This is a genomic window from Nostoc sp., assembly GCF_036917275.1.
Taxonomy (GTDB): domain Bacteria; phylum Cyanobacteriota; class Cyanobacteriia; order Cyanobacteriales; family Nostocaceae; genus Nostoc.
On record NZ_JBALDF010000024.1, the window covers coordinates 94,737 to 115,492 of the forward strand.

15 protein-coding genes are annotated in these 20,756 nt (G+C 42.2%); 5 read left to right on the plus strand and 10 right to left on the minus strand.

From position 1 onward, the window contains the following. Positions 1–698: 698 nt before the first annotated feature. Complete coding sequence (locus tag V7K35_RS08995) at positions 699–1,532, minus strand: photosystem II manganese-stabilizing polypeptide (protein ID WP_334792904.1); 834 nt, start codon at positions 1,530–1,532, stop codon at positions 699–701. Between the two features lie 1,140 nt (positions 1,533–2,672). Between V7K35_RS08995 and V7K35_RS09000 the strand changes: the two genes are divergently transcribed. Continuing rightward, positions 2,673–3,020: a hypothetical protein gene (locus tag V7K35_RS09000; protein ID WP_335078145.1), complete on the plus strand. Its 348-nt coding sequence runs from the start codon at positions 2,673–2,675 to the stop codon at positions 3,018–3,020. A gap of 129 nt (positions 3,021–3,149) precedes the next feature. Here V7K35_RS09000 and V7K35_RS09005 read toward each other — a convergent pair whose 3' ends face one another. After that, the gene (locus tag V7K35_RS09005) at positions 3,150–8,177 is read right to left on the minus strand and encodes an nSTAND1 domain-containing NTPase (RefSeq protein ID WP_335078147.1); all 5,028 of its coding nucleotides are present in this window, start codon (positions 8,175–8,177) and stop codon (positions 3,150–3,152) included. Between the two features lie 109 nt (positions 8,178–8,286). Continuing rightward, a complete protein-coding gene (locus V7K35_RS09010) occupies positions 8,287–9,618 on the minus strand; it encodes a P-loop NTPase fold protein (RefSeq protein ID WP_335078149.1) in 1,332 nt (443 codons plus the stop codon). A gap of 701 nt (positions 9,619–10,319) precedes the next feature. Here V7K35_RS09010 and V7K35_RS09015 point away from each other — a divergent pair. From V7K35_RS09015 to ftsZ, 3 genes are all read left to right on the plus strand, one after another. Continuing rightward, on the plus strand, positions 10,320–11,174 hold the full coding sequence (locus tag V7K35_RS09015) for a cell division protein FtsQ/DivIB (protein ID WP_335078151.1): 855 nt from the start codon (positions 10,320–10,322) through the stop codon (positions 11,172–11,174). Between the two features lie 730 nt (positions 11,175–11,904). Then, positions 11,905–12,195 carry a hypothetical protein gene (locus tag V7K35_RS09020; protein ID WP_335027039.1) on the plus strand — a complete coding sequence of 97 codons (291 nt, stop codon included), beginning with the start codon at positions 11,905–11,907 and terminating at the stop codon, positions 12,193–12,195. A 54-nt stretch (positions 12,196–12,249) separates the two neighbouring features. After that, positions 12,250–13,566, plus strand: a complete 1,317-nt coding sequence (gene ftsZ, locus V7K35_RS09025; protein ID WP_335078153.1) for a cell division protein FtsZ — start codon at positions 12,250–12,252, stop codon at positions 13,564–13,566. Between the two features lie 535 nt (positions 13,567–14,101). Here the strand turns inward: ftsZ and gshB are convergent. The 3 genes from gshB to V7K35_RS29645 all read right to left on the minus strand — a co-directional run bounded on the left by gshB (position 14,102) and on the right by V7K35_RS29645 (position 16,443). Next, positions 14,102–15,076: a glutathione synthase gene (gshB, locus tag V7K35_RS09030; protein WP_335078155.1), complete on the minus strand. Its 975-nt coding sequence runs from the start codon at positions 15,074–15,076 to the stop codon at positions 14,102–14,104. A 243-nt stretch (positions 15,077–15,319) separates the two neighbouring features. After that, complete coding sequence (grxC, locus tag V7K35_RS09035; RefSeq protein WP_298910682.1) at positions 15,320–15,592, minus strand: glutaredoxin 3; 273 nt, start codon at positions 15,590–15,592, stop codon at positions 15,320–15,322. Positions 15,593–16,206: 614 nt separating this feature from the next. Further along, on the minus strand, positions 16,207–16,443 hold the full coding sequence (locus V7K35_RS29645) for a hypothetical protein (RefSeq protein ID WP_442939707.1): 237 nt from the start codon (positions 16,441–16,443) through the stop codon (positions 16,207–16,209). A 384-nt stretch (positions 16,444–16,827) separates the two neighbouring features. On the opposite strand from V7K35_RS29645, the gene V7K35_RS09045 reads away from it, so the two are divergent. After that, positions 16,828–16,968: a hypothetical protein gene (locus V7K35_RS09045; protein ID WP_335078173.1), complete on the plus strand. Its 141-nt coding sequence runs from the start codon at positions 16,828–16,830 to the stop codon at positions 16,966–16,968. A 215-nt stretch (positions 16,969–17,183) separates the two neighbouring features. On the opposite strand, the gene hflX is transcribed toward V7K35_RS09045, so the two are convergent. The 4 genes from hflX to V7K35_RS09065 form a co-directional block, all read right to left on the minus strand. Further along, the gene (gene hflX, locus V7K35_RS09050; RefSeq protein ID WP_335078171.1) at positions 17,184–18,929 is read right to left on the minus strand and encodes a GTPase HflX; all 1,746 of its coding nucleotides are present in this window, start codon (positions 18,927–18,929) and stop codon (positions 17,184–17,186) included. Positions 18,930–19,165: 236 nt separating this feature from the next. After that, on the minus strand, positions 19,166–19,531 hold the full coding sequence (locus V7K35_RS09055; RefSeq protein ID WP_335078157.1) for a type II toxin-antitoxin system PemK/MazF family toxin: 366 nt from the start codon (positions 19,529–19,531) through the stop codon (positions 19,166–19,168). Continuing rightward, the gene (locus tag V7K35_RS09060; RefSeq protein WP_335078159.1) at positions 19,524–19,862 is read right to left on the minus strand and encodes a DUF2281 domain-containing protein; all 339 of its coding nucleotides are present in this window, start codon (positions 19,860–19,862) and stop codon (positions 19,524–19,526) included. Before V7K35_RS09060 ends, V7K35_RS09055 begins: the two co-directional genes overlap by 8 nt. 130 nt (positions 19,863–19,992) lie before the next feature. Continuing rightward, positions 19,993–20,756, minus strand: a 764-nt coding sequence (locus V7K35_RS09065; protein WP_335078161.1) for a tetratricopeptide repeat protein, incomplete at its 5' end; no start/stop codon positions are given.

Here is a 20,756-nt window from a genome sequence, read left to right on the forward strand (position 1 = left end):
TTAAATGGGCGAAATCGTTATTTATCTTTGATCCGCTCTGTAGCTGTTTTTAGAACTACATAGAAATAAAATATAAAATTAATTACTAGATATCAAACCGAGATTTTACTTAACTTTAATTAATTAATGCTCAAGCTAAGTTTATAGAAACAAAACAACATTGGTCACGATGTTTGTGGATAAGCAATAATTTTTTTCACAGTATAATTACGTGTCTTTTCAACTGAAACTCATCCAATAATTTAAAATTACTAATAATATTTAGAAATAGTATGTATATTTACGGAATTAAATGAAACAAAGGGCAACATGCCCTTTGTTTCATTTAAGTTTATAGTCTTTTAATGAAAGGGTACGGGGTAAAGGGATGAATCGAGTCACCCATAAGAACGAGGTATCAACCTTTTCCCAATTGCAATGATTATTTCATTCACAATTTTGTTCGGCTTTAACCTTTTCCCTTCAAAAAAGGCAGGGCTGTTTCATTCTTTCAAAGCCTCTTGAAAAGTTGGGACAAGGGAAGGAAAAATTTTTCTCTTGTCTCCCCTTGAAACTTTGTCTCTTTTCGTCTCTGTAAGGCTTCTATAGAAATGAAACAGCCCTGAAAATGGGGGCAAAGAAGTTAACTTTGATGATCAAACCTGATGCTTACAGAATTGTAGTTCTGAATGCTACTCAGTTACCTAACTCCAAAGAATTTAGCCACGAGTCGGTTCAATCCGTCCAAAAAATAGACCGCGAATCTTGACTTCTTTCGGTTCGCCAGCACCTAAATCTGTATCAGATGGCTGTTCGCTCTCGAAAGTACCAGCAATTTCACCACTAGAGCCATCTATTTTAGCGATTTGCAAAGAAATCTTGCCATTCAGATTTTCAGCACGCTTAACGTTAGTGCGGGTAAGTTCTTCATCATCGGCTTGGGCGGGGAGAGCCACGGCATTATCGTAGCCACTGACGACACCGCGACCCTTGGGATCTAGGAAGGCAGCACCACGATAGGAAGGAACTTTGAAGGTGCCTTCAAAGTCCGTGGAGGTGTTAATAGTAGTCAAACCAGGTTGGGTTTGAGCAACCAAGTTTTTGATGGTGAAGAGGAAAGGTACTCGCTCACCACCAGGAAGTTGCACAGTGATGGCTTGGAAGTCAAGACCATCAGTTTCCACAAAGGTCAGGCTCTTATCTGAGTTGATTTTTAGGTTGCCTTGCACCTGGTCAATGGTAGAAGTGTATCTGGTCAACAATTTGCCAGCAACAAATTCTGCTTCTTGCCGTTTATTAGCAGGTTCTTCTTTGATGAAGAAGCTTGTTGGTTCTAAGCAAAGTTCTTTGATGGCATAAGACTGGCTAGAATCAATGGGAATGGAGCCACGCCTTGTTTCTGCTAGTTGGGGGCATTTGTTCGCCAAGCCAGTGCCACGAATTTGATCGTAAGTGAGTACATCTCTACTACTAGTAGCAGGAGCATCACTACAAGCAGTTATTAGCCCCAGGCACAAAGCCAAGAATGCAACAATTAAAGCGCGATACCTCATGGTTAACCTCAATCTCAAAAATTAATATCTAAGTTGTAAAACTGCATCGAAGCTTTGATCTCTGACGAGAAGCCATCCTCGTTCGGACACTGCGTTGCTCTGATTGCAAGAGTTGAAACAAGTGTCCGGGCGTATAGGTTGGAAGTCGCCACTCAAACTTTTCTCTGCTAAACGTACTTAAACGTTTCACTCTCTTGAGCTTGGGGTGTAAGAAGCCCCAGACTAAGTAGCACACTGCATCCATTTTGGATGTGTGTAACTAGGGAAGCAAAAAACCAGCAGTTTGACTGTTGGTGGCATTTGTTAGGGTTGGACGCGTGGATGAGTAAGCCCTACACAGAGTGGTATAAGTGCTTGCCTAAAATAGCACGAAGAGAGGAGTCTACTTCGCACTTTGCCCTTGCCTGTGGCAAAAGCGGCGTCGCCCAAGTCTTTTTGTATTATGTATGTGACGCTACTACATACAACCCATTGTTTGATGGGGAAATCAGCCAGATCATACGATTTTTTTTAACTCAAAATCAAAGTACTCAAAATCCAAGAAAGTCTCGTCCTGATCACATCTAGCTGCCGTGGAGGCTATGTTAAACTTTACCGCTCCCTTTTAGGAGCGATCGCAATTGTCTTTAATAAAGATACAAATCTAGTTATATTCACCGCTCGGAGAAATCTGCACAAAGCTAGCTAAAAGTACCCATTGCTGAGACTTCCACGTTGGTAATTTTAGTCCAAATGCCTAAAACTACGGGGATAAACGGCAATCCATGCCAGTCACCTTAACTCTTGGAACCCTTGCACAGCGCTGGCTCCGCTATTCCCTTAAAAACATTGGGAATTACTTCTTAACACTTCGGCTTCGCTCAGTAATTCAACTTGTGGAAGTTGTCTTGGCTAGCAAATAGATAAAGTACTGCTTACCATCCGATTGACGGCGGCTTTAATCTCTAAAAATTTTAGCAGAATATTAAGATTATTTTCTTTTTCTGATTCTGAGGCTATTACAGCTACTCAAAATGGGTAGTAGCTACCCTGCCGCAGAGTTTCTGGTGTAGAGTAACAGTTAATCAACAGTGGCAAACTAGGGAAAATTAAAAATCTCCGGTAAATTTGAGTTGACCTCATTTATACGGAAAGGGTGGAATGAACGAGCAGAAAAATCTTGAATCAGGGGAGTTGTCCTGTAAACTGCAAGCGATCGCAACTGTGGTGTATGATGCAGTTCAGGGTTGTGAAGAGAATACTGTAGCTCTTTTGGCAATGCTTAGGCAATTGGAGCAGTTACATAGAGAGATCCGGGATGGGGTTTTTCAAGAGAGTTTGCCTGTTAACCGTCAGCAACTCTACTCACTGCTGAAAGATATTGAGTCTGAGGGAGGTTGGCCTTATATTGAGCGCATGAGACTACAAGCCTTTTTGGCAAATTTGCCCCAAGAAGCTCCCGCAGAAAATAGCCATGAAGTTTTGGAGAGCGATCGCTCCTTTGGCTGATCATCTCGAAAATTATTTTCTTGCTTTGAATTAACAACTCTGATCGCCTCATCAACCGCTAAACCAAGAGCGGTTGCTGATTGAGGCTTCAACTTAATTCAGAATTATAAATTAATAATTATTCATAAATTAAAAAGGGTTTGTACTGGTTATGCCATCACAAAGAAGGCGATCGCGCTCTTCAAGATTGCGGTTGTGCTTGAGGTAATCACCCACCCAATCGCAACCACGAACAAGCAGATCATCAAGATGTAAATTCCACAGAATTATCGTGTTGTCATCACTAGCTGATGCTAGTGTTTGACCATCTGGACTAAAACTGACACTTAACACTGGGGCGCGATGCCCATTGAGACTTTTAATTAATTTGCCTTCACGACTCCAGAGCTTCACTGTACTGTCCCAACTGGCGGCGGCGAGGAATTCACCATTGGGACTGAAAGTTACAGCATTGACGCTATCGCTGTACCCTTTTAATAAGGTTTTTAACAACGTACCATCCCGTCGCCATAGTTTCACGGTGTTGTCCCAACTGGCAGAAGCCAGCAACTCGTCAGTGGGACTAAAGCTGACACTTAACACCCAGCTGTCATGGGGCGAGAAAGTTTTGAGCAAAGTACCATCTCGCCCCCAGAGTTTCACAGTTTGGTCATCACTGGCAGAGGCTAGAACCTGACTATCAGGACTAAAATTCACGCTATTTACCCAACCCTGATGCCCCACTAAGGTTTTGAGCAACTTGCCCTCACGGTTCCAAAGTTTCACCGTTTTATCTTTGCTAGCTGATGCCAAAAACTGACCATCAGGGCTGAAATTCACGCTCATCACACTATCGCTATGCCCGTGGAGAGTCATAATTAAAGTACCGTCAAGCCGCCAAAGTTTCACAGTTTTGTCATAACTTCCTGAAGCCAGCATTTCACCTTTGGGGTCAAAACTGACACTAGGAACTTTATCTGTGTGCCCCACCAAAGTTTTGTAAAGTCGGGTTTTGACCTCGCCACTACTGGTGTATCGTCGCCAAAGTTTGACAGTGCGATCGCTACTACCAGAAGCTAGCATCTGACCATCAGGACTCCAAGCAACGCTCAAAACTCGCTTCTGATGCCCTTGAAGAATAGATGGTGTTGGAGCATCTAAACTCCATAGTTTTATGCTTTTGTCATAACTTCCTGAAGCCAGTAATTTGTTATTTGGACTGAAAGCTAAACTGACAACAGCATCACTGTGTCCTTTGAAGGTTTTGAGTAAGCTGCCAGTGATACTCCAGAGGTTTATGGTATTGTCTTCACCTGCGGAAGCTAACTTTTTACTATCGGAACTAAAGCTTAAACTCCACACTGTACTGCTATGCTGCCGTAAAGTTTTGTAAAGAATAAAATCAAAACCGTCTTTAGTGCTGTTATTCTTCCGCAGCCAAAGTTTCACTGTCTTATCTCGACCTGTTGACGCCAACAGTTTGCCGTCGGGGCTGAAAACAGCTACAGTCACACCCTGCTGATGTCCCTGTAAAGTTGTGACGAGGCTACCGTCCCGTCGCCAGATTTTCACTGTCTTGTCGTCGCTGGCTGAGGCGATGAATTGACTATCAGGACTGAAGTTTACCCAGTTAACCCACCCTTGATGTCCTCTCAGTATTTTTACTAAGCTACCGTTTTTGCGCCAGAGTTTTACGGTTGTATCCTTACTGCCAGTAGCTAACAACTCACCATCAGGACTGAAATTAACGCTGTAAACCCAATTTTTGTGTCCTTTCAGGGTTTTATATGGCTTGGGGTCAAATTCACCCGTAATCGGGTTTTTGTGCCAGATTTGCACTGTTTTGTCAAGGCTGGCGGAGGCTAGGGTTTGACCATCTGGGCTGAAACTTACACAGGTGACAGCATCAGTGTGCCCTTTGAGGGTTTGGAGTAAGGCACCGTTAGGACGCCAAATTTTCACCGTCTGATCTCGGCTACCTGACGCTAGGGTTTGACCATCGGGGCTAAAAGTTACTCCCCAGACAATATCAGTGTGCCCTTCCAGGCGATTAGCCTCCGTTACCCCATAAACTGCCTGTTGCAGGGCTGTCACCACCCGCATTCGGGTATCTGGCTGCACTCCATCTGCTTGTTTAAGTCCTCTCCAAGCCCGCAAACTTTCTAATAAAGCATCAAACTCTTTATTAGAGGCAAAAAGAGCTTCGCTAGCAGCAGTAATTCCACTAATCCTCAAGTTGGTTTCACTGCGTTCAGCTCGTACAGTTTGGCGGATTGCTACTCTTTTTTGCAAGTCGGCTTGCCACCATAATGCTGCTATTATTCCCCCCATAATTGCCAGCACTGCGCCTGCTATCCGTGCTTCCCGCAGTCGCCGTTGCAATACCAAATTGAGTTGCTTTTGACTAAGTTTTTGGGCTACTTCAGCTCTAGTTTTTTCTAATTTGACTTTTTCTAATTCGGCGACCATACCATAGTTGTTTTTTTGGCGAATTGGTTCAACTAAATAATCGTGAACTAGCTGGTAGCGATCGCCTAATTCATCTCTGATTAGCAACACCAACCCAGAACCCACCAATATTTCTAAAATCAGTTCCCCAACTGTGTCAAAGCTTGATATTGTATCTATATCCTGATTATTAAGTAATGCAGCCGCTAAATCAGCTTTAGTTTTTAACGGTCGCGTCCCCTTTTCATCAGTTAATTCAAATAATAATTTCCAGCTTAATTCTTCGTTCTCTTGACCGCAGTCTTTGATAACTTCCCCAAGCCAGCGTTCCACCAATTTTGCCGAGCCACCGCAAAGCTTGTATTCTCCGAGTGTGGTAATGTTTTCTATTTGTAGTTGAGCACCTACTATTTGTAATTCAATCGGATGTACTTCGTCTAGTTCTCCTGTCAAATCCTGGACTAATCGGTTAATTAATTCATCACTCAGTTCATAATGGGAACGTTGAGTAAGACTGTGAATTATGGCTTTAGCATCTTGGCTAGAGAATTTCCCTAAATAGTAGCGAATGTCCTTATCGAGAATATTTTTATTAATTATGCCTAAATCATATAGTCCAATACTATTTTTTTGGCTCAACCGTTCCAATTCTAATAAATGATGTAAATAATCTTCTCTTAAGGAAAGAATAATTTTTACAAATGAGACATTTAAACATTCACTAAAAAATTTGTAAAATTCTATTCTTTGTGTGCGAGGATTACTAACAAAGAAAAATTCTTCAAACTGGTCTAATACAAGAATTATCGTATAATTGCGCTCAACTGCTAACCGAATTTTCTCAAGCAGTATAGTAGGTGTAGAGTTCAGATTAACCGATATTTCTGTATGTGCCAAGGCTTGGTTTATACTGCTTGCTAAGACTGTAATCCAATCAGTGTAAACAGACAAAACAATAGGTATAGGAATGCGTTCACCGATAACTTTTCCTTTCAAAGCTGGTACTAAACCAGCTTTGAGAATTGAACTTTTACCTACACCCGATGGTCCATAAATTACTGTGAGTTTGTAGTCAGCACGAGTAATTCTTTCAATCAAACGATTGATATCTTGCTGTCGTCCAGAAGCAGATATTTCTTGGGCAACCCCCTCAGGAATAAACGGTATTTTTTGAGGATCTAATGCTGGGTTAATTTTAGAGCGTTGCGGCTGCAACTGACTTGCCCCAATGAAGGCACGAAAGCCATACTGATGTTCTATTTGAATTTTTTCTTGCTTCAGCTTAAAGGCTTCTGTATAGTCATGACGCTCAAAAAAGTAAAGCGATCGCAATTCCTCTAAAATCTCTAGATAAAGTGATGGTTGATGTTGTAACTCACAAACTACTTTCGCCCATTCCAAATTATTGATAGCTTCCTCCGACTTACCTAAATGCCGCTGTGTACGTGCTAGTAAGAGAAGATACCAACTTTCTTGTCCTCGTGTTTGCAAAGCATCTCGCAGAGAAACTTCTGTTGCTTCTTCGGAGATAGAAAGCGCTGTATTCGCTAATTCATGAGCCAGTACCCAATTCGACTCAGAAGCTGCCACATTTGCCAAAAAGCCATAATTTTGAGCAACTTGTGCAGGACTTCCATAAGTTTTATGTAAAAGTAATGACTTTTGAGCTAATTTTTTTAAGTCATCCCAAGCTTGTAAACGTTGCAGCATTTCACAAGCAGGCAAAATAAATTTAGCCACTAAGTCTTCTCTTTGTACTTCCTCCAATACTTCCAAGCATTGTTTAAACCACAAGAGAGCATGTTCGCAATAGCTACTATTATTATTCTGGTGTAAGTCTGCCATTCGGTGATAACACAGCCCCAGATGGAATAATACTATTGCTTGCTTGAGTAAAGATGAGGTGGGTAAAGAAGAATTACTCTCCCACTCTGCTATTATCCTGATTTCCTGCTGCCATAATGCTAGGCTTCTTTGATAATTGCCTAAAGCACCATTAATTTGATCGTTGGCATATTTATCTCGCCCCAATACAAATTCTAAACTAGCTTCTAATCCTGGTGTTAATTGAAAGCTATAGAGGCGTAGCAAATCATTACGGGCTGCTTCTATTTCGTGGCGGTGTTGGGACTTAGGATCTAGATTTAGGGAGGCATTAGATAAAAATGTTTCAGCACCTGCTTCTAAAACTTTGGCAAATAAAGATTCTTCCTCTTGCTGGATCAAATCAATTAAATCTGCTTTTGCCATTTCAAATTTAATAGTGGTTGCAGCCCAACTTTTGAAATCAGGCGCTAATCTGGACAGTAATGATGCCACTTCATCTTGTAACCACAATACCACTGGAAATGGAAAAGTTGCGGCATAGATATCTCGTGCTTGGTTGATACCTGTAAGTAAGTTTTCCAGGTCAATAGCTGATTCAATACCGAAAACCATAACAGCAGATGGCAAAGAGTCTGTAACGACGGCAGGATTATCTAGAAATAGTTCTGAGACTATTGTGCTGTGTAAGGAAGTAGTTGGTGGATTGAGAACGATTTCTCTGATATTGATGTCTTTAGTGATGGAGCGAATATTTTCTAATATTTGCTCACGTAATTGCTCATAGTTACACCGAACTAAAATCAGGGCAAATTGACCTTCGGAAAACGCGATCGCTCTAATCAGTCTCTGCAAAGTATGCTGATTTTCTTTGGTGTAAACGTGTAGCTGCTTATCATTAATCATTGGTTACTAGACATTGGGCATTGGTTATTCGGCATTGGGCATTAGTTATTAGTTATTAGTCCAATGGCAAACGACAAAGGACTAATGATAATTGACTCACCCAGCACTATTACTTATTTTGTTGCCAAGCAAGGACTTTTTGTGTTTCTGCTAAAGCTGGACTGATGCCAAACCAGCGCCCCAGAGGATCACGATATTCAAACAAATACATGCTTCGTAGTAAGCTCTGGTAGTCAGACTCACCTTTAACTCTCTGCTGCTGCACTACTTCAAACAATAATTCCCACTGGGATTCATCAATAGCTAATAGCAGATCGTCGCGGTAGTCTTTAATGACGGCTTCTAAGCAGTCCCTAGAAAAAGGTGGATCTTGTCGTTGCAGGCAGCTATAAAGTAAACCCAATAAATTACGAATATGGCCACCGCTAACGCGACATAGACGATCTAAGGTTTGAGAGTGATCGAATAATTCTGTAATTAATAAAAGCCTTGCATTTAAAGGAACTTCTGGAAAAGCTCTTGCTAAGACTAACTGGCGCACTAGTGACATCCCTGGTTCGTAATCACTGCCATCTCTTTGTCGCACTAATACCATCGGCAGTACTTTTGGCGCAATCCCTCCTCCCAGGCGATTTTTTAGTGTCTCGTATTCATTGGAGAAAATTAATGTCAAGGGAATGGTGTAAACTAGGTGGCATTTGAGTCGGCGTAACTGTTCACCTCGGTCGATGAAGAGATATTCGGGTTGCGATCGCCCCGATGCTAAAGGACGCATATCCACTCGATCCAAATTATCTACAATCACTACCAGTCCTTTTTGACCCCGTAGCTTTAGCTGTTCAATAGCCTTTTCTAAAATTTCTTCGTTAATCGCTTGCAAAATACTACTGGTACGTGGTTCCAGATATTGCCTGAGTTGATTCCGCATCTGGGTGCTGTCTTTGGTTTTGGCGGTAATTTTGGCAATACCCAAGGACAATTCTGCTTGTCCAGAAAGCTCTATGGGGGTTTGCAAAAAATCGCCTACTTCTTTAAACAAATTGGTAAAATAACCAGGTTTGAATTTGATGTTAATCCCTTCTAAACTGGCACTGACTTGACGAGCTACACTCAGCAAAATATCGCTGACATCAATATCTGCCATATCTAAGTCTTGACTGGACTCAAAATAAACCACATGAAATCCTGCCAATTCTAGTTCTGTCTTCAGGCGCTGCAATTCCGTTGACTTACCACAGCCAATGTGACCCGTAAATAACTGGCAGGTTGGCTCATCAGGAGAAATCCGGCAGATAGTCCGCTGCAATTCTTCGACAATTTTGCAACCACGGACATCAGCAAAATCTATGTAATACTGGCGATCTAGCACGTTACTTATATTGAGCGTGTAGCTGGGATTACATGCTTTATAAAAACGTGACAAATTTAATGTCGTTTTCATGTATCTAGATGTGTATGTAGATGTGTGTGTAGATGCAGTTTAATTCGTATTTTTTATACAAAAAATCTCTAGCCGGCATGTAGGCACACGATTAGCTCGCAAGTTGGTAGTGTCTTGCAAGTGACAGTACTTAGTGCTGGATCACTGTCGGTAGCTGCCAGTAGTATGGTAGAGATTTAATTGACCCTAATAACCTTAAGCATATCTGTCCTTTTTACACCTGCTATTGAGGTTTTGACAATCTCTAGCTTTTGTTTGACCTGGCACAAACCTTTATGGTTGAGTAAATCAGTAAAAAAGCTACTAGACTAGATAGTTCTCAGTTTGTATAGCTGATCAAGTAGAACTGGTATTAATTATAGCAAGCTATACAGAGATCGTGAAATACTTGTATATCATTTAACATTCTATTTGTCAAGGTAAGAAAATTATAAATATCTAAATTAATATTTTGTAACCTTTAGAGAAAAAATATTTGATGATCACTTGTCAAAAAGACAACAGTCGGTTAAGACTAGACACCGGAAACTTTAATTGGAATGATGACTAGCGCCACGATCTTTGTGTTGTTACTGTAAAGTGTTACTAAAAATAAAAAAAGTCTGGAGGAGAGTGGTTAATAGATGCCAACAGTGTTTACTGAAATTAATAATGATACAAGCGCATAAAGGAATTTGGACTGCAACCAGAAAGGGGTTTGAATGGCTGGCATAATATCACTTTCCCGCACGGATCTAGCCCAGCGTCGTCAGAAATTACGTCGGCAACGGCAGATGAGAATTATTCAGGCTATTTGGCGAACCTTTGCCATTACCGGTTTGGCGGGTGGATTGCTGTGGGTAGCAGTCCAACCAGTGTGGGTGCTAAAAACTCCCAAACAAATAGTGATGAAATCAGGCAATCAATTATTGTCGGATGAGACAACTCAGTCACTGTTGGTGCTATCTTACCCCCAGTCTTTGTGGCGGATTGAACCGGGAGCGATCGCTAACTCTTTGAAAAAACAACCAATTATTGCCCAAGCGATCGTTAGACGCCGCCTCTTTCCTCCTGGATTAATTATCGAAATCCAAGAACGAGTCCCTGTAGCGGTGACTCAAACACCAAATGTGCAAAATCAGGGTACTAGCAACAAAAAAGTCATAATCGGCTTACTAGATGCAAGTGGGGTCTGGATGCCTTTAGAAAAATACACATCACTGAATCCCACACGGAAATTACCCAATCTCAGAGTAATTGGATTACCAAAACAATACTGTCTCTACTGGACTCAGCTTCATCAAGCTGTCAGCCAAAGTCCTGTGAAAGTGATGGAAATTGATTGCCAAAATCCAACGAATTTAATTTTGAAAACAGAACTAGGAGATGTGCATCTTGGTGTTCCAGGCCCCCAGTTGTCTGAACAAATTAAAGTACTTGCCCAAATGCGGCATTTAACAGCAAAACTCAATTCTGGTCAAATAGAGTATATTGATCTGAAAAATCCGGAATTACCATTAGTACAGATGAACCAAAAAGACCAAAAATTAACTCCTAAAATCCCTAAAAACAACTAGCATGTTTAATGTATTGAACGCTCTTAGTAAATTAAGAAGCTTTATGCTGATAAATATATTTATTACTTTCAGTTTTCCAGCAAACCGCACGAAAATCGGCATTAACTTCTAATTAAAATGAGAAGATCAATCATAAAGTCTCCATTGCGAGTAAAACACTCTCAATTGTGACCCTAACATCTAATGGTGGGGTGCAAGATGTCGGACAATCTGATGATGGTCTATGGCGTGCAAAATGCCTTCTGCCCATACATTCTTTGACTAAACCCAGTGCGGAAAAGAGAAAAATGCTTGAGTTTTTCATTAAGATTCAGACTCACTTTTGGGAGGGCACTGATGAGAGCGGTTTATGCCGCCATCCAAGTGCAGAGCCAAAAACGCTCTAGCTTTGGTCTGTTCAGGACACTTCCAAAGACAGTTTACCGAAGTTTCAATCTGTAACGGAAAATGCCACCCAAAGTTGCGTAAGCATTGCTTCTGGGCAATCAGTTTAGACTATTCTCTACCGTAATTCTTATTGTGTTACCAAACCTCTAGGAAAATATTGATTTGTTGACCATACTAGTGGGGGTTCTCTAAGATAGACTCTGGTTCCAACAAAGTGTCCATTAAGACCCCCCAAACAACAAATTAATCAGGTATAGTCTGACAAGTAAATTTTTACTTACTTTAATCTTAAAGATAAGTAAGTATAAGGTAAATTTTGTGTTTAAAGTTGCAATCATTCCCAATGGTGAAACCTATTAACAATATTATTGAGGCAGATAAGATGCGTTGTGGCGTGTCTTTACAAGCTATGTCTTCTGTTGAGAAAAATGAAGAGATTAATGTCTGGTTGAAGTTATACAGAACACTTTTAGATAAATGTCAGTATACTTCTCTAGAATTGGCTGTGCGATCGGCTGCCTTAAAAGCTTATCCCATAGCAAATTTTCGCACAGCCAATTCTGTTAGGCTTGGGAGTAGTGAAAACAATAAAGAACAGTGCCATAGTATTGTGGCAGTGTCAAACTATAGTTGACTCTTAAGTGAATAACACCTGAAAAAGTCGTTTATCTACCCTTTCACAAATCCAATGACACTTGATAATAACCAAGGACTTACCTATAAAAATTCCCAATCTACGGGACAGCAGGGGTTCTCTCTGGCAGTTAACTCGACCAATCCCTTTAATAACTCTGGGGTGAACTTTGGACCAAATCACGAAAATAAGAAGATTTTTGCGGAAAATAGCCGAATTGGCGAGATTGTTCCTGGTCGGGTTGCCAACATCAAAGTAATTGGTGTAGGTGGTGGCGGTGGTAATGCCGTTAACCGCATGATCGAATCTGATGTCTCTGGGGTAGAGTTTTGGTCAATTAATACTGATGCCCAAGCATTAACTTTGGCAGGCGCTCCCAGTAGATTGCAAATTGGACAGAAGCTAACGCGGGGTTTAGGAGCAGGTGGTAATCCTGCGATTGGTCAAAAGGCAGCTGAGGAATCACGAGACGAAATTGCTACAGCTTTAGAGGGAGCAGACCTAGTATTTATCACCGCTGGTATGGGGGGTGGCACTGGGACAGGTGCAGCCCCGATTGTGGCAGAAGTAGCAAAAGAAATGGGCGCTCTCACCGTTGGTGTAGTCACACGTCCATTTGTCTTTGAGGGACGCCGCCGCACCAGCCAAGCGGAACAAGGTATCGAAGGACTAAAAAGTAGAGTAGATACACTGATCATTATCCCCAACAACAAACTGCTGGAAGTGATCCCCGAACAAACGCCTGTACAAGAAGCTTTTCGCTATGCAGATGATGTGCTGCGTCAAGGGGTGCAAGGTATTTCTGATATCATTACGATCCCCGGCTTGGTAAACGTTGACTTTGCTGATGTCCGAGCTGTGATGGCAGATGCGGGATCAGCATTGATGGGAATTGGTGTTAGCTCTGGTAAATCTAGAGCCAGAGAAGCTGCGATCGCAGCTATTTCTTCGCCGTTACTAGAATGTTCTATTGAAGGCGCTAGAGGAGTTGTCTTTAATATTACAGGTGGTACTGACTTGACTTTGCATGAAGTGAATGCAGCCGCAGAAGCAATCTATGAAGTAGTTGATCCCAACGCCAATATTATTTTTGGGGCCGTAATTGATGACAGACTCCAAGGTGAGGTAAGAATTACTGTAATTGCTACTGGATTTACAGGTGAAGTGCAAGCTGTACCACAACAAAGCGTGGCTAACGTTCGAGTCGCACCTAATACCTCGAAGCGACCAACAACACAGCAACCCCCAGTTAATCCCCCAACCTCAACTCCAACTCCAACCCCAACTCCAACTCCAACTCCAGAACCAAAAGAAAAACCTGGATTAGATATACCTGACTTCTTGAGAAACCGACGAACACCACGGAATTAAAAGATTTTGGATTTGAGATTTTAGGTTAAATTAACAGTCTCAGGTTAGGCTGAGTGCTGTATTAAATCTGCTAGTTCCAGGGTTTTACCAAAAGCAGGGGTAAGCAATTCGTTGCCATCCCCAATTTTGTTAATTGGTAAAAAACTCGTTAACGCTACTTATAGAATGAACTTGGGCAGGAGTCTGCTGGCTCAAATGTCCAGATGTACTTTTGGAATAAAAAAGCAGGGTCTTATAGCAACAGCCAAGGTGGTTAGGACATTAACAGATGATAAAACTTAGACACAAAAAGGCTTTTCACCCAGTCCCCAGTCCCTAGTCCCCAGTCCCTTGCTATACTACAGATGCGACGCTGAACAGCCCGTGTAGACATCGCTACATCTACCCCCGCGATCCATTAAACTTATATTCGGTACAAGTGAATATATTTACTTTAGGACTTACGCACGCTCTGTGAGAGGCTACACGTTTGCGTAGCATCTCGTAGAGATGGCGGTTCGATAAATTAGACACGAAGCAAAAAAATAAATGTAAATTATTTTTTGCTTTTTATTGTCTGTTCAATCCATTGAATAACCTGATGACCAAGGTGAGTACCATCTAGGCGATCAATCTCACGAATTCCGGTAGGACTAGTGACGTTAACTTCAGTTAGATAGCCACCGATAACGTCAATACCCACAAAAATTAAGCCGTCTTGGCGTAAGCGATCAGCTACTTGGTTACAAATTTCATCCTCTCTTGGGGTAATTTCGGTTTGAGCGACTGTACCACCAGTTGCCATATTATTGCGAAAATCAGTTCCACTAGAGAGGCGATTGAGCGCACCAATTGGTTCACCATTGAGCAGGATAATTCGCTTATCTCCCTCTTTTGCCTCCGGTAGATAGGTTTGCACCATTACTGGCACTCGACCTTGGAAGGTACTAAGTTCGACAATGGAGTTAAAATTGCGATCGCCTGATTGCAAAAATAAAATTCCTTCCCCAGCTTTGTTACCCAGTGGTTTGAGAACCGCAGCTCCTTTTGCTTCCACAAATTGCCGGATAAACTGCTTATCAGCACTGACAATTGTTTCTGGAATCGCTTTGATAAACTGGAGGGCGTACATTTTTTCATTTGCCCCTCGGATGCCACCGGGACTGTTAATCACCAGGGTTTTATTTTGGTCAATGTAATCCAGAATGTAGGTGGCATAAAGGTAGGAATCATTGACTGGTGGATCTGTCCGTATAAATACGGCGTCCATTGTCTCTAAAGAAGTAAAGGAGGAGTCGCTCAACTTATACCAAGGATTTGCCGCTATCCAGCGTCCCTCTACCAACTGCACTGGTACAACTTCAACTCGCTGTAGTACAGCCCAAGCTTTGCTATCCACCACACTCAGCAGGTTTCCCTGAGTTACCCAGACTTCGTGTCCCAAGATTTGCGCTGCTTCAATCAGGGCAACACTGGTATCATGACATGGGTCAAGCTGATGGATGGGATCAATGATAAAAGCCAGTTTCACCCTTTATACCTCAATCACCAAGAAATTAAATGGTTATTCAATTATTATCTCTTGATGCTCTCACCAATTGACGTACATGTGTACTGCTGAGTAGAACCTGGAGGGTAAAGTCTTATGGACAGATATGACTTTTGTAATAAAAAAGTCTGTAAACAAGGCAGCATTGCTCTCCCTCCCAGAGTTGTTGCGACTGCCGCGTAATTTGCAGGGGCTTGTCGCTAGCGATCGCAAAACCTTCTGAATCTACACGCTATTGCTAGAAGTTAGTAGCTCATCGAGCTTGCCTTGACGGTCTAAAGCGTGGATATCATCACAACCACCAATATGTTCATCATTGATGAAAATTTGCGGCAAAGAACGGCGTCCATTTGCTCTTTGAGCCATTTTATTTCTGGCTACCTCATCTCCGTCAATACTATATTCGATAAATTCAACCCCCTTGTTGTTTAGCAAACTTTTGGCACGGATGCAAAAAGGGCAAGTCCTCCAAGTGTAAATTTCTACGTTTGCAGCCATAACGTCCTCAAATTGATTTAATACTTCTTAATTTTAGAACTTTGCCACTGATTCTAACCGCCTTATACCGTTTTGACTTTATCTTCAGAAATGCATAACTAGGTTTGCATAAATAAAGGTTAGGTAACAAAATATTAAATCTAAACTTTTGACTCAGATTATCTTTACACCAAGTTTCTCAATAAATCAGTTATGTATAGCCATCCCAAATGATTTGTAAACTTCTTTCCTTCTTCTCTTAGCGCTCTTGGCGGCAACTCTTGGAGACGCTGCACGTTGGCAAAGCCTCTCCGAGAGTTGGCGGTAGCCTGCGGCAAGCCGCTACGCGTCTACGATAATTTTTACAACTCAAATAGGATTGCTATATTATGTTTTAATTTCTGGTTGATAGAGCGGTTCCCGCATGGGTAAGGTACAGAAAAAAATAATTAACCACAGATACTCGTAGGGACACGGCAATGCCGTGTCCCTACGAGTATCCATTCAAATGATAATCGCTATAAGCAGATTTTATAGGATTAATGGAGACACACCTGATGTCAATAGAGAACATATAAGCTAACCGTATATTCTCTTAAGGGGTGCATCTGGTGTGTCCCAATGCAGCTATCTATCTACGAAACTGTCATTGAAGCTGGCACTAGAGCCTTTTTCTTTAGTATTCTCAGCGCACCCAGAGCAAATAGACCAAGGGCAGCTACTGTAGTAGACTCAGGTACCTTTTGAGGTGGTGGTGGCGGGGGAGTGTAGTAAGGGGCTTGTCCTTTGAGTTTACTACTTCCTTCACGCTTGGTTCCAGAACCGACACTCATTAACCGCACTCCAAAGTTTTGCTGAGAAAACTGAGCCAACGTTAAAGCTTTGGAACTATGGGATAGGGTAAAGATGGTAGATTGAATGTCACCTTTTCCTCCACCTATACCTTCTTGACCAATTTCTACCCCAGCATCAAAGAAGTTCTGCTGGTTACCGTTGCCGTTAAGATTGTTGTTACTGCTGCCAACAGAGTCAACTGTTCCAGCAGGGCCAAATTTGCTAGCTGTTACATCTGTACCTACTACTTAGAGACCACTAAGGAGTGAGTCATCCAAAACGTTGAAGAAAACACCGCGGATGTCAGCAATTGTGTTGCTGCCAGTGGATAAATAATCTACTTTAAACTGAACTTTGCCAGACCCATTGCGTCATCTAAGGTAAACTTCACCTGAGTATCCGCGCCGGTGAAGTCATTGATAGTGAAATTCATCGAAGCAGCATTAGCTGGGGCAAAAGCGGAAGATGACATCACAACGGCAGTAGCAGCCAAAAAGCAGGGTACTGCTGAAGTCGAAAATAGATGTTTCATATTAATCAATGCTTGGAAAACAAAATGGTAAGACTCAGTTGCTAATGATGGGAATCTGCCGTTTGCTATCTATGTAAAATTTGATGCACCTAGTGATAAGTCTTTTACTACTTTAGAGATTGAATTAGAAGTTGTCTATAATACAAGCTTTAGTTCAAAAAGACTTTATTTTTGGCTTCATACAATAAAAAACCCAGTATTACTACTGGGTTTTCTTAACATTAAATATGATGGAATATTCAGTATTTACCCACAGTCAACGGCATATTCAATCAGCTTGGCAAGGCGCTGACGTAGGGTTTCTAATCCCAAGCGCTGACTCGCGGAAATAAATACTGCTAAGGGAAATTCTTCCCTAGCTAGAGCCAGTGTCTCACTATCGGCTTCATCAATCTTGTTAAAAACAACCAGCGCCGGGCCTGGAGTTATTGGCATTTGCGCCAAGATTTCCCTAACTGAGCGAATATGACGCAACCAAGCCGGGTGAGACAAATCCACCAAATGTAGTAGAGCGTCGGCTTCTGTGACTTCCTCCAAGGTGGCGCGGAAGGCATCCATTAATGATGCAGGTAGTTCGTGTATAAACCCTACCGTATCTGTAATCAGAATTTCCTGATGTTCATCTGTTTCGCCATGAGGAATTACTAGGCGGCGCGTCGTGGGATCGAGAGTGGCAAATAGCTGGTCGGCTGTATAAACTTCTGCATTTGTGAGAGCATTCAGCAAAGTGGACTTACCAGCGTTGGTATACCCAACCAAAGCCACCGAAGGAACTTCTTGATGCTGCCGTCGCTGCCGTAACCGCGAACGATGGGCTTGCAACTGATCCACTTCTTTTTGCAGTCGAGAAATGCGCTGCCCAATGGCACGGCGTTCAGTTTCCAGTTTGGTTTCACCAGGGCCACGAGTCCCAATACCACCACCTAATCGGGACATAGTGCGACCTCTACCAGCGAGTCGCGGTTGCATGTATTCTAACTGTGCTAGTTCTACTTGCAATTTACCCGCACGAGATTGAGCGCGTTGGGCAAAGATATCCAAAATTACTTCGGTACGGTCAACCACCCGGATACCAATTTGCATTTCTAAGTTGCGGACTTGGGAGGGTGAAAGGTCGCGGTCGAAGACAACGAGATTGACTCCTAGTGTTTGGGCAGTTAGGGCAATTTCTTGCACTTTACCTTCGCCAACTACTGTTTGGGGATGAACGCGCGATCGCTTTTGTTGTATTGTCTGTAATACATCTCCCCCAGCAGTATCAACTAAACGTGCCAATTCCAGTAGGGTGTCTTGGAATTGTAGAGGAGTCATCTCACTGGTCATCAGCCCCACAATCAGCACGCGATCGTGGTCAGCATCTACTTCCTGGGCGATAAATTCGCGCTGGAATTCCGCTTCCAGATTTTCTACCAAGTCTACTAAATCCTGGTCTGCCAGATCGTCCAAGTCCAGAGGTGGCGATATATTCCAACTTGGAGATTGGATTTGGCTTTCCCCTGCCTTGGGAGCAGCAGGACTAGTAATCAAGGTGCGAGACTCTTGGGGTGTCAGATGAGCTAAATAAGCTTCTTTGACGTACCCAGTCGAACCGCCTCCCCGCCGTGTAAATCCCGTTCCGGTAATATTTAGGACAACTAAGGCATCTAAGCGTTGCAGTGCCATAGCCGTGAGCGCCGCCTCATTTGGCGGTTCTGGCTTCAGATGGGTGGCAATACAACGAATACCACTGAGTCGTTCTGCACCGTAACGCGGCAATTCTAGCGGTGGTATTTGCGTTTGACGCGGTGTGCCTACCCCGACGCGGATCACTTGTCCGCGACGATTGATGTAGGCGCACACAGGCTGATTGACTTCTGTGCTAATTGCTGCCATACGCTGGGAAAACTCAGGCGTGGTGATGCGATCGCCTGGTATGCGCTGGTGATACAGCCGCTGTAGTTGTTTCAGCTGGCTGGACTTCAAACCTTGGAGATTTCCAAAAATAGTTTCTATAGGCGTTTTTGACCAGTTAAATGGCCCCCCGAATTCTTATAAGTCTATTTTACAACAGGGTTTCGGCTCCTATCTCTCTCCTTTGAGGGATGCGTTAGGAATTAGTTCACCGTGAGTATTTATTTGAGGCTATTTTGGTGATGCTTGTCTGTAACTCGGCAATTGCCTTTATTTTCAGTAGAAATGAGATTGTACTCGCTACATCTGACTTGTATTTTTTTCAAAGATACTCTTTTTCAGTCGTTGTTTTCAGGATCATAATCAATACAGATAATTAAACCATCTAGTAATTCTTGCATAACGGCTGTTGAAACTTTTCCTAAACACCGGACAAATCGCTCAGTTGTTACACTACGAACTTGCAAAACATTACCTGCTGAGTTGGAGTCTAAGCCATTTTCATTAGTCTGCTGGATAGGAATCATGAAAAGGCGATTTTGGAATTTAGCTTGCCATGTTGCCACAGGAATAATAATTCGCATTGGTATAGAAATAAAGATATCAGAACTAATCACAACAGCAGGGCGAGTCTTCTGAATTTCTTGTCCTCTGGTTGGATCAAGTTGCACTAACCAAATCTTACCTTTTTTAGGATTAGTCATTCTCGGTTTCCCAGTCTTCACCATCCAGAACGGCAAACTCTGTTAATTCTGGGTCATTCAAAAAATCTTCGGCTATGGCGGCGATAAAAGGTTCTAGTATTTTGTGACGTTCTGCTACAGGTAGTCGGGCAATTTCTCGGAGAGATAGCCGTTTTTGCTGTTGGAGATTTAATGAGATACTAGAATCTGAATCTTCAGTGTTTAACTGCTGGTGATTGACTGTTTTTTTTACAAGAAACTCAACAAAATCTAGGACTTCTTGTTGCTTGTCATTTGAGAGAATTCGCAAATTGTCTAATACTGCTTGTTCAATATTGATTATTTCTGACATTGATTTGCCTTTTTTAATATAGTTGAAATTTTTAATTTTTCATTCATAGGTATCGCTTTTAATTTCAGTTAGTATTTTCAGTAGAAGTGTGAAAGCGATCGCTAAATTAATCGCTACATTAGTTTAGTGTTTATAGTGGTAATTGAATTAAAGCTTGAAAGCGCTCATCTTCGCGGATACTATCAAAATCTGAGTCACTTTTTGCCATCTCTCGATATGTATCAGGATTCAGATTAATTGCTTGTTGTAGATTTTCTAGCGCCTGCTCAATATTACCTTGAACGGCATAACAGCAAGCTTTGCTGTACCAAGCATCGTGGTAATCTGGTTTAAATTTCAGTGCTTGGTCGTAGGATGCGATCGCTTCTTCAGTGCGTCCTAAATTTCTTAGCGCAATGCCGCGATTGTACCAAGCTTCGTGGTCATCTGGTTTAAATTTCAGTGCTTGGTCGTAGGATGCGATCGCTTCTTCAGTGCGTCCTAAATCATCTAGCGCATAGCCGCGATTGTACCAAGCTTCGTGTTTATCTGGTTTAATTTTCACTGCTTGGTCGTAGGATGCGATCGCTTCTTCAGTGCGTCCTAAATTTCTTAGCGCAATGCCGCGATTGTACCAAGCTTGGTGGTAATCTGGTTTAAATTTCAGTGCTTGGTCGTAGGATGCGATCGCTTCTTCAGTGCGTCCTAAATTTCTTAGCGCAATGCCGCGATTGTACCAAGCTTCGTGGTCATCTGGTTTAAATTTCAGTGCTTGGTCGTAGGATGCGATCGCTTCTTCAGTGCGTCCTAAATTTCTTAGCGCAATGCCGCGATTGTACCAAGCTTCGTGGTCATCTGGTTTAAATTTCAGTGCTTGGTCGTAGGATGCGATCGCTTCTTCAGTGCGTCCTAAAT

Coding starts and splice junctions, on each gene's coding strand:
- V7K35_RS08995 (WP_334792904.1), bottom strand. CDS start 1,532: ATGAGGTATCGCGCTTTAATTGTTGCATTCTTGGCTTTGTGCCTGGGG.
- V7K35_RS09000 (WP_335078145.1), top strand. CDS start 2,673: ATGAACGAGCAGAAAAATCTTGAATCAGGGGAGTTGTCCTGTAAACTG.
- V7K35_RS09005 (WP_335078147.1), bottom strand. CDS start 8,177: ATGATTAATGATAAGCAGCTACACGTTTACACCAAAGAAAATCAGCAT.
- V7K35_RS09010 (WP_335078149.1), bottom strand. CDS start 9,618: ATGAAAACGACATTAAATTTGTCACGTTTTTATAAAGCATGTAATCCC.
- V7K35_RS09015 (WP_335078151.1), top strand. CDS start 10,320: ATGGCTGGCATAATATCACTTTCCCGCACGGATCTAGCCCAGCGTCGT.
- V7K35_RS09020 (WP_335027039.1), top strand. CDS start 11,905: ATGGTGAAACCTATTAACAATATTATTGAGGCAGATAAGATGCGTTGT.
- ftsZ (WP_335078153.1), top strand. CDS start 12,250: ATGACACTTGATAATAACCAAGGACTTACCTATAAAAATTCCCAATCT.
- grxC (WP_298910682.1), bottom strand. CDS start 15,592: ATGGCTGCAAACGTAGAAATTTACACTTGGAGGACTTGCCCTTTTTGC.
- V7K35_RS09055 (WP_335078157.1), bottom strand. CDS start 19,531: ATGACTAATCCTAAAAAAGGTAAGATTTGGTTAGTGCAACTTGATCCA.
- V7K35_RS09060 (WP_335078159.1), bottom strand. CDS start 19,862: ATGTCAGAAATAATCAATATTGAACAAGCAGTATTAGACAATTTGCGA.